This window comes from Brevibacillus sp. AY1 (assembly GCF_029870785.1).
Lineage (GTDB): Bacteria > Bacillota > Bacilli > Brevibacillales > Brevibacillaceae > Brevibacillus > Brevibacillus invocatus.
In genome coordinates, this window is the sequence record NZ_JAFLPN010000065.1 from 1 (window position 1) to 12,443 (window position 12,443).

Sequence of the window (12,443 nt, forward strand, 5' to 3'; positions counted from 1 at the left end):
AACAATATTCTATAATAGGAAGGTATCACTTTTCTTGCGCCTGTAGCTCAGTGGATAGAGCAATGGTCTCCGGACACGCCATATGGTGTGTTTTAAAAACAGTTCACAATGCCCGTCATGACGCGATTTCCTGATATTCAGGGAGTCGTTTTTTTATTGCCCATATGCAGCGTTTTCTACAAATACAGACCACTATACTACCTAAAACGATCTTGGAGGTATCTCTGCCAATGGATAAAAGAAAAGGACGGACACTCGTTCGGAAACGGACTGAGGCTGTCTACACGGAGCAAGAGTCACTGGAAACACTGTTCAAAATGTTCTTGGACTATAAGGTTTCACAAGGACTACGCGAACGAACGATCCAAGATCACAAGAAGCACCACAGGTACTTTGCAAAGTGGCTCAATGAACAGTATCCTGCCATAAAGCCTTCCGAGCTAACTCCACAGATCGTTCAAGCCTATATCAGTTTCATGAAGGTAGACAAGGTGCAATTTCAAGGTCATCCATTTAGCCCGTCAAAGAACCAAGAGGAACCAAAAGTCGGGTTAAGCCCTTCAACGATCAACATTCGATTACGCTCATTAAAATGCTTTTTGAAATACCTGTATGATCATGGTCACGTCCAGAAGAACCCTCTCGCTGGAATCAAACTCCTTCGCGTGGATGAGGACGAGATCGGTGCTTTCTCAGAGCAGCAAGTGGCTAAATTACTTAAAGCTGTAGACAAAAAGACGTACGCAGGTTACAGAGACCTTGCCTTGATGACCCTACTCCTTGATACAGGCTTACGGATTAGTGAGGCATTGAGCTTAACCATCGAAATGTTTGACCCAACAGCCCGACTTCTCACGTTGCCCGGACGAGTCACAAAGACCCGCAAATTAAGGCAGCTACCCCTCTCCCCAGAGACAACCAAACTACTCAAACAGCTTGTCCAAGAGAACAAGCATCTATTTTATCCTGATACCCCAGAACACATCTTTCTCACAGCATTTGGAGACCCGTTAAAGCCCACCATATTCAGTAGGCGTTTACGTCAGTATGGAAACAAAGCAGGAATTTCAAGCTCGCGAGTCTCTCCACATACGTTCCGTCATACTTTCGCAAAATTCTATATATTAAACGGAGGGGACCCCTTCACATTGCAGGTCATACTGGGGCATAGTTCAATGGACATGGTAAGGAAATACGTCCAGATGTACTCAGAGGACGTGAAAATACAGCACAGCAAATTCAGCCCTCTTAAGCGGCTTCCTCGTTAACACTACAGCCTCGCCTTCGGGTGGGGCTTCTGGTTCATCCATCTATTTAAGGAGTGATTCTCATGACGAAATCTTTTGCTACTGCCCGTAAAACGAAAGTAGAGCAAACCAGCCTGCTCCATCCTCTTGACTTTCATTTTAATCTGTTCATTCTTTCAAAAGAGGTTGAAGGACTTAAGCCTCGTACTATCCAAGATCACAAGACCTTCTACGGCTATTTCCGTCGTTGGCTCTCCACCCACTACCCCACTCTAACTGTAGACCAACTAACCGCAGACATTGCCCGTGAATACATTCACTACATGATTACGGAACAGCCTCTCTTTGACGGTCACAAGCAGCTTGCCAAATTCAACGACAAGCTTGGCCTTTCTCCTGCTACAGTTAACATTCGTACTCGTTCACTCAAATGCTTCCTGAGTTTCCTGTATCACGAGGGCCACCTGTCCGCCAACATCGCGCCACGGCTCAAGCTGCAAAAGGTTCCTGCCGACACCATTGGCTCCTTTTCTAAGGAAGAGATGCTGCTTTTACTCAGCGCACCAAACCAACGAGAGTTTGTTGGTTTCCGTGATTATGTAATGATGGCTTTGTTGCTGGATACTGGGATGCGTATTAATGAAGTCCTCAACATGCCCGTAAGAGATATTGACTTTATACACAAATCTATCCACATTCCTGCCACCCATTCCAAGAACGGCCAGGCTCGTACCGTACCCATTACGAAGCGTACGTGCGATCTGCTTTCGACACTTCTAGCTGAGAATCAGGAACAGTTCAGCCAACATTCCGACCACCTCTTCCTTGCTCGTGACGGCAAACCGATGACCTACCTCGCTGCTTACACCCGTATCAGCAATTACGGAAAACAGGTTGGCATCACTGGTACTCGCGTTTCGCCTCACACATTTCGACACACCTTTGCCAAGATGTTTATCCTTAACGGTGGCGATCCTTTTTCCCTGCAAAAGATCTTGGGTCACCACGACATGAGTATGGTCCGGAAATATGTCCAAATGACGCAGAGCGACCTACAGAAACAACACGAGAAGAACAGTCCATTAGCTGATCTACTTTAACAAGAACGGGAGTCGTTCTATGGCTCTCCTAGCCCATATCCATTCCGAAACACAAGGTACACACAACAATATCAGGCTCTTTGCACAACCTCCGTCCGCTTCTCCCAATGTCGCCCAGACTTTAACATTGATTCATGCTTCAGATGCTACCCTTAATCTGGTTTAAGCCTCTTTTCTGAAGAAGCATCTTTTTGTGGGAACAAACCCTAGTTGCTACTGTTTCTTTTGAAAATGCTCAGTCTCGTTGTAACATCTTGTCCGATCGACTTCCTAATAAGGAATGCTACGATGAGATACAATTCTTTCTCAATCGCTAACCAGTATTACTATTGGTTCCCTACCTCTTTCTTTGACTATTTCACCTTATGGAAACATGCTTAACTTAGGAAAAAGTGCTAAAACCGCGTACCCAACTTCTTCTGAACACGGCTCCACCTGTTACATGATTTTATTATTAAAGGATGTTTCGACTGGGGTGAGATCAGAATTCGAGGGTCTGTTTGAATAAACCAGAGGGTAACAGCGCTGGAAAAGAACATATACAACATGACAAGTACCGAGCGGATGGATATGACAAAGCCCTGACTTGAATATGTCAGGGCTCACTATCTTTGAAGCTTTTGTTTCATTTCTGAATAAGCCAGCACAGATTCTACAACTGCCTCTAGGTCTTCTTCATGGAGTTCACCCTTTTTGTTGTCGATCTGTGATATGTCAATTTGTACAACTTTTGAAGTTCTAACTACGGAAGGTCGTTTAAGTCCAGCAGATTTCCAGTGCTTTAAAACAATATCATACTGATCCCGAGGGCTAGTCTTAGTAATCTTTGCTACCGATACCTTACCATTTCCTTCGTCTTCTACAATAATTACAACAGGTCTTTCTTCTGTTTTTGTTTCATCTTCTTCGTATGGAAAAGCAGCATACCATACCTCTCCCAGTTCATACGTCATACTACTATGCCGTCACCATCTTACCTGTAGCAATCTCATTCCTATAAGGGTCATCTTTTGGGCTAACAGTCAAGCCATGCTTGTTAGTTAGTGTATTATTTCTAGCCATTTGATTGATTTGATCTTTATTTTTTCTGATAAGTTCTTTGAGGTGATCTTTCATTTTATTCACCTTCTTTTCCATTTTATACCCTCCATATTACAGTATTTGTTAGTCCAAGTCTACGCTAAAATCCAGTGTTTCATTACCGAATTTACCATTATGAGCGATAATTAAACAAGGTAGAACCTCAGGCTAAGCGACTAATATCTTTTGGCGGTAAGGTTCTTGATTAAAGCAATGTAAATAGAGAAGCCCCAACCAAGTATTATCTCTGGCTGGGGCTTTGGATTATATGCGTTGTCTATCAAGACAGAATACGGTACGATGACCTAACAGAGTCTGACAAAAACCGATATGAAAGGTGGATGTGCAATGAGAATTTCAAAAGAAAAGGCTATTGCCCGACTGGTCAATGCAGGTTGGCATGAGATTGCAACCGTCCTCGAACAATGGCGTAATAAGGACGGACGAAACTGGGGTTGGAACGGCTTCATCAAGAAGTATGCGAAGCGTTTCCGTGTCCTAGAGACTCTCAGGGTCATTTGGATGTAGAGTTATCTCTTTGTCCTCCGGTGACTTGCACTCATCGGGGGACACCGCCACAGCGGTCTTGCGACTACTTCAATCCTACACAAATTCCATATCGAACGCAATAGCCTTTTTCATCGATACACAAATTTTAACTTTGAGGCATCAAATTGCACAAGTACTAGTCCCACGGACATGGAGAAGCCCCAACCAAAGACATCTCTGGTTGGGGCTCTTTACTACGACTTCTTAACTACAATGTACGTCGTGTCAGTCAAGGTTTGGTGTGGTGTAATTGTAATCGTCCAACCGCTACCACGGAACTCAACGACATCTGTGCTTGTGCGGCTATTTTCGATTGCTTTTTTGAACTCAGCTTCTTTAGTCATTGGCGCACCCATCGCTTTAATTGCATCGATAGCGAAGTCAGCAGCGCCTTTGGCATCGTTTTTCCACAAGATGATTTGGTTGACCTTGTTGGCTGTGCTATCATGAACTGCAGAAGCAACAGGGTCACCTTGGAACATTGTTACTCCGTTCTTACCAGCCTTAGCTTCGAATTGCGGATACTTAGCAACAACGCCATCCGTAATCAGCTTGTTATAGAAGTCAGCCACTGCTTGTGGCGTTCCAGGAGGCACTTCCCCTACTGGTGGTTTTGCCACTTCTGGCAGTTTTGGCAGTTGATTTGTTGGACTTCCACTCGCTGGTCGTTTGTTCAATTCATCCAAACCGTTTTCTTTTGCGTTCTTGATGAATTGTACACTTTCCGAGCGGTTAAGGAGGTCTTTTGCTTTGTATCCACCAACGCTGATTTCTCCAGCCACTTTCCCTTTAGCCAAACCATTACCCAGCAAGTAAACAATGGCATTGTCGCCTTTGTAGTTCACACCAGCAGCACCAGAAACGATCTCAGCCACCGCACCACGAGAAATCGCTGCATTTCGGTTTCCAGAAACCGGATAGTTCATTTTCTTAGCAAACTCATAATACGGATCTGCCCAGTTGCCACCTTGTCCAGGCTCGATTGGCTCATATGCTGTCACTAGCAGCTTCAAGAATTCGGCTTCTGAGACTGATTTGCCTGGTTTAAAGGTTCCATCTGGATAACCACTTACCATGCCTTCGTCTACAGCCCATCCCACTACATCATAGAACCAGTCGTTTTTCTTAACGTCTGCAAAATTAACTGCTGCAATAGCAGGAATTGCGCTGAATGCCGTAGTTACTACGAGAGTCAGCGCCAGAATCGTTTTCTTGAACTTTTTCATATCAGTTCATCCCTTCAATAGTCTTGCCACTGTTCTGAATACGAGTCCGACTCTCTAGCCACTCCTTCACGTTCACTGCGTTAAAGAGGTACTTTCCGTTTTCTACCACCTGTACTGGCAGACCGTAACTCTGGACATATCTAGTAATTGTCCTCGATGAGAGGTTGAGTGCTGCTGCTAGCTCCTTCTTGCTGTATGCTTCCATATTACCACCGCCCGTGTGATAATTTCCTTTATTTCCATTTTATCACATAGGTAAGATTTCACACAATTATTTAAGTTTTGTCAACCAACACTACTGCAAGCTTTACGGACTCAGAGATGCACCACGAAAATCCGATTAGTTACTCTCCCTTGTTCAGTCTCTTGCTAAAATGCCACACCACTACAGAACGAACTCAGGTCGGGCCTCCCCCGAAACCTAGTCAGAAAACGACTCACTCCTTCTGGACGGCTCTCTGCCCTTGCTTACTCTTGGAACCTTTGTGAACAGAGAAGCGGATAGTTGCCTTTTAACCTGGCTTTAGACCCGCTTTGTTTACGGACTAGCGAACCCCCGGTTTTGGTGTCAGGAACACAGTAAGCAGGTAGTTTCGGGTAAAAACCCGTGGGGTCCGACAGGTTAGGGCTTGTACACCTAACCACTGGGTAGCTTGTCCGTTCGTTGCGTGGCTACCTCTCTGCTTCTCTCGGTACGGGTACGGTACAAGCTGGGGTAAAGGCACGCCACGAGAGAAGGAGACGGGCTTGGACGAGGAAAGGCTGTTCGGAGTGGCTAGAACTCCACAAAACAGGTTTCGGGTCGAACTGGGAACTGGAGCTGCAAAGAACAAGTCAACCAAAGGTAACGGACTGGAAAGACTGGTTCCGGTAAACGCCCTAGTAAACGGTTGAGAGAGTCGGTGGACTTAAACGGGTTATAGGACCAGCGTTGGCAAGGAGGTGCAGACAGGTGGGGTCGGAACTTGTGAGTGGGTCAGAGCTGTAGGTTCGGGTAGTAAGGCGAGGGTGCAAGATGCTGGGCAACAGTAGACGTACAGCCACAGACACCAAAGAACGACGTGCGGAACGGGTGGTAGTGTCGAAAACGAACTAGTAGAAAAGCGAGTGAAAGCAAAAGCCGTACGCCCGTTTCTGCTGGCTTGTCGAGTCGTGTCGAGTCGTGTCGAGTCCGTGTCGAGTCAAACGAAGAGTGCTGTCGAGTTAACTAGAGCCGTAGAGAAGGTGTCCGCGAGTTCTGTCGAGTCTGTAGAGTAAGAAGTAAGCACCCCCCTTTTCCGTTTCCAACTTCCAAACACAGTACCTCTGCTCTAAAGGGTCTATTTTTTACTCGACAAACTCTACAACTCGACAAATAAATTCTCTCACTCTCTCACAAGGAACAAGAGAGCAACAACATACAAACATCCGTTCGCTCGACACAAACTCGACAAGACTCGACAAATCGTTCACAAAATACAAAATAAAGAACGAGAGCCACAAGATAGGGCTCTTACTCCCCCCGTGGCTCTCTGTTTAATGTTTCGGTGCTATTCAATTGGAGGAAGTTGTACTGGATCTTCTTTGCTTGGGGATTTTGGGGCCAATCTTAATCCTTTTCCTTGTTCGTCCCCTTCCCCCTCGCTGTCTGGAAGGAATTTCGAAAACATCTCAAACGGGAATTTTAGCCCATACATTTTCCGGTTTCCTTCTTCCGTGCTGTACCGGTATTCTTTCATATCCCCTTTTTCGTCCGCTTGCAGATAACCTGCAATAGCAAGCTGTTTCCGAATGTATTGGTTCGTTCCAAACGCTGTCCCTTTCATGATCTCTTCCAGAACGGAGTTTTTCATGACAAGGCAATCTCCTGACTTAAAAAACAAATCTGCTTTCCCAGAGATATCGACCCTATTTCCATAATTGTAAACAGTGTATCCCTTGCTATTCGGTTTAATTTCACTGATTTCTGCCCAAACATCGTCAATGATCTTTTGCATGATCTTGTCAGCAACGTTCACATTGTTCGTCTCCGTGAGCATTGATTTCTTCAACAACTCTTTTACACTCTCAATGTTAACGCTCGTATCAAACAAACGATTAAACTCTTGAAGTACCCAAACCAAAACAGCAGCTTTTGTAGCAAGGCGCTGGTACAATTCAACAGCATCCTGAACCATAAATTCATTTTTGATCTCAAGAATGGCTTGAACAGTTTGCTCGTTGTCAAGACTCGCAAGATGTCGAATCCAAGGCTCAGCAAAGTGACCACCGTTCAACAGAGTTTTCCGCTTCAACTCCTCCACTCTAGTTCCATCGTACTCTGGCGGAAAAGGTGCCTCACTGATCATGATTGTCCTTCCATAGATACCAACCGAGTCCGCAGGTGCCTTGACGTTTATTGAAACTTCACCGTTAAAAAGAATTACCCCTCGGTACTGTGGTTGAGTGCCATCTTTGGAATCCCACCCCTTAGTAGTCTCCGTGCTTTTTTCTCCTTCCTTTCCATTCAGTAGGTCATGAGGTACACCTTGTAGCTTTTCAGTAATTCGATGGCTATCATCTAGGATCAATGGAAGATTATTTACCGCTTCTGCCTTTCGCCATATACCTGCTTCCCGAGCTTTCGCCCAGGTGCTTTTCAGTTCTTCCCCTAAACCGTATACGAGCGTGGCCGTTAGTGTCTGGATGGTGGTTTTCCCTTTACTACTACGCCCGTATACTTCAATCCCAATATTTTCATCTATAATCCCCGATAGCTTTGGAACAAGTGGACTAGCTAACACTCCAGCCAAAACTATTCCAAATACAGGATTACCTTGGAGTTCGGCTAGAATTTCTTGTGCTGTAGATTTCTCACCTCGCGGTAGCTTTTCAACTGTAGCGTGAATCGCATAACTTGTTGTTCCTTGCTCACCGCTAAAAATGAGGCTTTCCCCTCTATCTTTCGTTGTGTACGGAAAGAATAATCCATCACTTGTCCATCCACAATGACTAATTGCTTTATTTACAGGTAGGCTCTTAAACACGTTGTTCGCATTGGCAAGGTCAGACATATAGCGAGCGATTTGTCCACGCAGATCATCGGGAATGATAATAATGCCTGCTTTGTTAAGTACCCCAATATCTTTAGCCGAAGTAATCTTTCCCATTGAAACAGGAAAAGGATGATACTCCCACCTTCCTTCTGTTTGATTCCACTTTGTAAGCCTGACAAGTTTATCTCCGCTCTTATCGCTTGGGTCCACCACGATCTCACATGGCAGCACAATGTATGGAGAAAGATAATCAATAGATTCCTTACCCTTCCTGTATTCTAACTTGTTGATGCCACTCGCTTTATCCAATTGATATTGTGGAGGAATAATTAAATCAACAGCAATCGGAGCATCCGGCACAAAGTCACTAACTTTCTTAACTTGCGAAAGAGTAGCCTTTGTCTCTTTGTCCAATTCTTCTTGAACCTTATCTGCAAAAGATTCAAACGCTTCATGAAACTTCTCACTGTCAAAATTATCGTCCAATGCAGTTGCTTTCTCTTCAAACTGATTCAAAGCATTTATCGTTTCCAAAGGGCTTAAATCTGCTTCTTGTACAGCCTTGAAGAATTTCTTCCGAAACTCTTGATCGCACGCTTCCTCAACCGTCATGTTGGCTACCATTTGTTTAAGCTGTTCCATAGATGGTTCCTCCTCGTTATCTTTAGATAAAACCTGTACCACAGAGGAATTGCGCGTCCCTATCAGCCCGTGCTACAATCGAGCCATAAAACAAAAAGGAGACTCTTGAGCGATGTGCAGGGCGCCCTGCACGGGTATCAAGGGACGTGAGGGCCACTACCTTAGCCGAGGTTGGTGGCCTTCTTCGTTTCTTCAATCCTCACTTGCTTTACGTTCAGAAACGCCTCCACATTGTTCCCACCCCCTTCCAGGGTTCCTGCTGCAAACGGAGCCACTACCCAATCATCTGTCAAATCAAGCACGTCAAATGGAATACCCCAAGCATTCATTTGCTTAATTGCAACGTCTACTGTCGACATCTGCTTGAAGAACACCCACAGCCGCCACGTCTTCTTATACTGGTCGTAATCAATGTGGTGGTGAACATTTTGTCCATCCAGAAGCTGACCCGCTTTCCTCGCTTCTTCCTCGCCACGGAATTCTTTACAGAGCCATTTGCACAACTGTCCTTTTATCGTAGCTTTTATCCGATATGGCTTCTCCACCACCATCCTGACAAGTGCGTACTCGTCCAGTTCTTTCGGTTCCTGTGGCTGTCCGTTATCCCAAAGTTTTTGCAGTAACCAACCGCGATCTTTGTGAAAGTATTGATACTCCATGTCGTGAAGAATCATTTGCTCATAGAACCAGAACAAAGATTTACTGCCAAACTGGAGAATCGTAGCTCTCGTTTGGTCGACTACCTCTTGGACTTGGAGGACGTATTTCTCTGCTTGGCTCAAACCGTAGAAAGCGATGAATCCGGCTCGGCAGGTTTCTGTTTTCAGCTTTGGGCATTCCCAATCATTTGCCAACGTTTTGCAACAGGTGGGCTTACCAACCCTCTGGATATAGTCGATTTTGTGCATAAACTTCCGTTGGGTGTCTTCGGGGTCGTAAACTGACGTTTCCTTATTCGTAATGTTCCGCATGTCGTATCCCTTGCTGAACTCATGTGCCAAGTCGAGCGCTGCACCATCACCATACACCGCCAGATTGCTCAACACCGCTTGCCACGCTGGTTCGGAAAAATCGTTGGCATACCGAATCCCTGCTTGGATTGCCTCGCATCCTCTTATCTCACGCAGACGACGTTGGAGAAAGTAGCTGTCCGTTGCTGCAAGTGAGTACAGAAACGAAAACTGTTCAGCCAGCGTAGAAGCAGCTCCGGTGGCGATCGTTTCCTTCCGTGGTAGCTCGACCTCTTCTTGCAGGAGCCTTTGCACATTCGCTGCACAAAAGTTAACCTTCTGGATAGTTTGCAGAAACGCCCACTGATCGGGGTAAGCCTGTTGGCTATCATCTATAAAGCAGGTATTTCCTTTCTCGACAGCTTTACCAAACAACGGGAGGCAAACGAGATTCCCAAGCATCTTTCCCGTCAACTCGTCCTGCGTTGGTGTCAGGCGGTCCATTGAACGACTACCGCTCCCACCCTTTCGGAAGTCTCCTGTAATCGGAACGCCAGCGAGGCAGAGTGCAGATAGCATAAGTTGCCTTGCTTCTGCTACGTGGACGGGCTGCTCGAAGAATAGCCAAAGGTGAGCTCCATTTCCAGAGTTGCTGCGCTCAATGTAGCTAGGGATTCCGTACTCCCAAAACTTGTCCCTCAGTTGCATACAATGCGGAAAAGCGTTCTCGTTCTCGTCAAAGTCTGCACAAATCCATCTACAAGTGTTGTCCAGAGCCGTTGAGTAAGCACCACGACGCTCAACACCGTTGATGTGCATCCGAAGCTGTTCATCCGTTACGGTCTGGTAGGTGTTGGCATTGTAATCATAGGCTGGCCTCCATCTGCCTTTCTTCTCGTCATAGCGAGCTATCACATCTTCCCTGTGAACGAAGAGGCTGCGTACAAGCTGGAACTTTTGGTCTTCTGTCATCTGACTCCTCCCCCCTTTCCTACCGTAGTTTCTTAGCGTGTTGCCTGACTTTCTCACTGTTGTGGTTCAGCAACCACGCCTTTAGCTCGTTCAGATCGATCAGGACAACCTCGTAGCTGGGCTTGTAGCTTAACAACCCTTGCCTACACCAGAGCCGAATCGTTTTCCTCGTGACCCCCAGCATCTCTGCTACATCCTTCTGGCTCTTGAGTGTTTCCAACTGATTCCACTCCTTTCGTTTTGCCTGGATTTTAGCAGCCAGATGTTTGGTTTTGTCAACTCCTCCCAATTGCGTGCTTCTGATGGTCTTCAAAGCACCGGATAGGTCAAAGCGTTGTTCGGAAAACGATTCTTGCTTCTGGAGTGGATCATAGCCGCTCTACCCCCACCTTGTCAGCGGGGTCCCGGCACACGCCCGCGCCGAAAGAAAATTCAAGTCACAGCGTTTAGTTCTATAAATGCCCTATTCGCAAAAGTAAATCTAATCAATTGATTCTCATTTCTCTGTGTGATAGTAATCAGGCTACCGTAATCAACTGTTGAATGTGTTCCGCAAGCATTTTGAAATGTTAGTTCGATCAGCTCCTCTCGTTTGTTGTTAATGTCAGGTTCCTTGACCCATTTGAGTTTTGATTCAACGTAAAAGAATGCCGAATACGGGTTAAATCCGTCATCCCAGCGTTTTGCTATCCGTTTCAACATCTTATCCATGTAAGCCTCAAGCAAAGTATTATCATCAGATGCATAGTCCATATCGCTGAAAAAAGTATGGTATCTGCATTGAGTTTTTTCTCCCTCCTCTATTGAAAATACCGGATATGCTGGAAGTGTCAAAACGCACGGTGTTCGAATGACGTAATCCTCAAAACCTTTCTGTTCAGAAAAGGTTAATATCTCCTTCTCGCTGGGCTTTTTCACTGTAACCAGCATTTCTTTTACGATGGTTGTTTTTAAATAATCTCCTGACATGATTTCCTCCATTTGATTGTTGCTTTAGGCTTTTGGGGTTGCAGGATTATCTCCCACGTGAACCTTAGCTTACAGGGCTTTTCGCTCTCTGAACAGTCGGGGTCGCGCGGCCTCGTCCCGCCGTTCCTCCCATTCGCAGCCATGCCCTCCGCGCCTTCCCGAAGCCGCCTAAAAATTACCTGATAACGCTTTACTTTATGATAATTATTAAACTTCACTAATTTGACATAATTGACAGAGCGAATATTTGCGTGTTTTAATTGAATTACAGGGTAGACCGATTTATTAACTCGGAATAAGAAGCGCAATTAATCCGATTTATTGAGCTATCTCAACACCTGTCACGTTAGCTATCCTGCCTTTTACGAAAGCACAATTCTGTCTTGGAGGTGAAATCAATCGGCTCCCATAGCCGTTTTATAGTCAACGTCAGCCTGTTTACGGAAAGATATTGCTGTAAGGATTTTGTGGGTGGATTAAATCATCTGTAGGTCAGCATTAGCCACTATTACTTGTTGGTGGGAGAGTTATTGCTCTTTGACAACTGAATAAGGAGGGGTAGACCGCTAACATCCTGTGGGGACCGTTGTATTTACGGAAAGATACATTCGCCGGTGTGCTGTTCAATCAATTGGGCTTTGCCCGTCCTGCCGCTCAGGATAAAGATGAATTCATGCAAGTGATTGCGAAGGAA

Annotated in this window: 12 protein-coding genes and 1 pseudogene; 5 read left to right on the top strand and 8 right to left on the bottom strand. The window is 45.5% G+C overall.

The window, feature by feature from the left end; all coding sequences use genetic code 11:
• Positions 1 to 230: 230 nt before the first annotated feature.
• Entirely contained in the window at positions 231 to 1,268 is a 1,038-nt protein-coding gene (locus JZI27_RS23815) for a tyrosine-type recombinase/integrase (protein ID WP_280209654.1), read from the top strand.
• A gap of 62 nt (positions 1,269 to 1,330) precedes the next feature.
• Positions 1,331 to 2,347: a tyrosine-type recombinase/integrase gene (locus JZI27_RS23820; protein WP_280209656.1), complete on the top strand. Its 1,017-nt coding sequence runs from the start codon at positions 1,331 to 1,333 to the stop codon at positions 2,345 to 2,347.
• 605 nt (positions 2,348 to 2,952) lie between these two features.
• Here the strand turns inward: JZI27_RS23820 and JZI27_RS23825 are convergent.
• Together JZI27_RS23825 and JZI27_RS23830 are read right to left on the bottom strand one after the other, a co-directional pair.
• Entirely contained in the window at positions 2,953 to 3,300 is a 348-nt protein-coding gene (locus JZI27_RS23825; RefSeq protein ID WP_280209657.1) for a type II toxin-antitoxin system PemK/MazF family toxin, read from the bottom strand.
• Between the two features lie 4 nt (positions 3,301 to 3,304).
• Positions 3,305 to 3,484 carry a hypothetical protein gene (locus JZI27_RS23830; protein WP_280209658.1) on the bottom strand — a complete coding sequence of 60 codons (180 nt, stop codon included), beginning with the start codon at positions 3,482 to 3,484 and terminating at the stop codon, positions 3,305 to 3,307.
• Between the two features lie 291 nt (positions 3,485 to 3,775).
• Here JZI27_RS23830 and JZI27_RS23835 point away from each other — a divergent pair, with 291 nt between their 5' ends.
• On the top strand, positions 3,776 to 3,955 hold the full coding sequence (locus tag JZI27_RS23835; RefSeq protein ID WP_280209659.1) for a hypothetical protein: 180 nt from the start codon (positions 3,776 to 3,778) through the stop codon (positions 3,953 to 3,955).
• 215 nt (positions 3,956 to 4,170) lie between these two features.
• On the opposite strand, the gene JZI27_RS23840 is transcribed toward JZI27_RS23835, so the two are convergent.
• Positions 4,171 to 5,202, bottom strand: a complete 1,032-nt coding sequence (locus tag JZI27_RS23840; protein ID WP_280209660.1) for an S-layer homology domain-containing protein — start codon at positions 5,200 to 5,202, stop codon at positions 4,171 to 4,173.
• Between the two features lies 1 nt (position 5,203).
• Positions 5,204 to 5,407 (bottom strand): helix-turn-helix domain-containing protein, encoded by a 204-nt coding sequence (locus JZI27_RS25150; RefSeq protein WP_481752843.1) that lies wholly within the window; start codon positions 5,405 to 5,407, stop codon positions 5,204 to 5,206.
• A gap of 542 nt (positions 5,408 to 5,949) precedes the next feature.
• Between JZI27_RS25150 and JZI27_RS23845 the strand changes: the two genes are divergently transcribed.
• On the top strand, positions 5,950 to 6,096 hold the full coding sequence (locus JZI27_RS23845) for a hypothetical protein (protein ID WP_280209662.1): 147 nt from the start codon (positions 5,950 to 5,952) through the stop codon (positions 6,094 to 6,096).
• Positions 6,097 to 6,731: 635 nt separating this feature from the next.
• On the opposite strand, the gene JZI27_RS23850 is transcribed toward JZI27_RS23845, so the two are convergent.
• The 4 genes from JZI27_RS23850 to JZI27_RS23865 form a co-directional block, all read right to left on the bottom strand.
• Positions 6,732 to 8,858 carry a DUF927 domain-containing protein gene (locus JZI27_RS23850; RefSeq protein ID WP_280209664.1) on the bottom strand — a complete coding sequence of 709 codons (2,127 nt, stop codon included), beginning with the start codon at positions 8,856 to 8,858 and terminating at the stop codon, positions 6,732 to 6,734.
• A gap of 161 nt (positions 8,859 to 9,019) precedes the next feature.
• Positions 9,020 to 10,780: a TOTE conflict system archaeo-eukaryotic primase domain-containing protein gene (locus tag JZI27_RS23855; protein WP_280209665.1), complete on the bottom strand. Its 1,761-nt coding sequence runs from the start codon at positions 10,778 to 10,780 to the stop codon at positions 9,020 to 9,022.
• 19 nt (positions 10,781 to 10,799) lie between these two features.
• Complete coding sequence (locus tag JZI27_RS23860) at positions 10,800 to 11,000, bottom strand: helix-turn-helix domain-containing protein (protein ID WP_280209667.1); 201 nt, start codon at positions 10,998 to 11,000, stop codon at positions 10,800 to 10,802.
• Between the two features lie 212 nt (positions 11,001 to 11,212).
• On the bottom strand, positions 11,213 to 11,749 hold the full coding sequence (locus JZI27_RS23865; RefSeq protein ID WP_280209669.1) for a hypothetical protein: 537 nt from the start codon (positions 11,747 to 11,749) through the stop codon (positions 11,213 to 11,215).
• Between the two features lie 595 nt (positions 11,750 to 12,344).
• Between JZI27_RS23865 and JZI27_RS25155 the strand changes: the two are divergent.
• Positions 12,345 to 12,443 (top strand): annotated as a pseudogene (locus JZI27_RS25155) (ABC transporter substrate-binding protein); the annotation flags it as partial.

What these genes read in the sequence shown, in the direction of transcription:
- JZI27_RS23815 (WP_280209654.1), top strand. Translation starts at nt 231, where the DNA reads ATGGATAAAAGAAAAGGACGGACACTCGTTCGGAAACGGACTGAGGCT.
- JZI27_RS23820 (WP_280209656.1), top strand. Translation starts at nt 1,331, where the DNA reads ATGACGAAATCTTTTGCTACTGCCCGTAAAACGAAAGTAGAGCAAACC.
- JZI27_RS23825 (WP_280209657.1), bottom strand. Translation starts at nt 3,300, where the DNA reads ATGACGTATGAACTGGGAGAGGTATGGTATGCTGCTTTTCCATACGAA.
- JZI27_RS23830 (WP_280209658.1), bottom strand. Translation starts at nt 3,484, where the DNA reads ATGGAAAAGAAGGTGAATAAAATGAAAGATCACCTCAAAGAACTTATC.
- JZI27_RS23835 (WP_280209659.1), top strand. Translation starts at nt 3,776, where the DNA reads ATGAGAATTTCAAAAGAAAAGGCTATTGCCCGACTGGTCAATGCAGGT.
- JZI27_RS23840 (WP_280209660.1), bottom strand. Translation starts at nt 5,202, where the DNA reads ATGAAAAAGTTCAAGAAAACGATTCTGGCGCTGACTCTCGTAGTAACT.
- JZI27_RS25150 (WP_481752843.1), bottom strand. Translation starts at nt 5,407, where the DNA reads ATGGAAGCATACAGCAAGAAGGAGCTAGCAGCAGCACTCAACCTCTCA.
- JZI27_RS23850 (WP_280209664.1), bottom strand. Translation starts at nt 8,858, where the DNA reads ATGGAACAGCTTAAACAAATGGTAGCCAACATGACGGTTGAGGAAGCG.
- JZI27_RS23855 (WP_280209665.1), bottom strand. Translation starts at nt 10,780, where the DNA reads ATGACAGAAGACCAAAAGTTCCAGCTTGTACGCAGCCTCTTCGTTCAC.
- JZI27_RS23865 (WP_280209669.1), bottom strand. Translation starts at nt 11,749, where the DNA reads ATGTCAGGAGATTATTTAAAAACAACCATCGTAAAAGAAATGCTGGTT.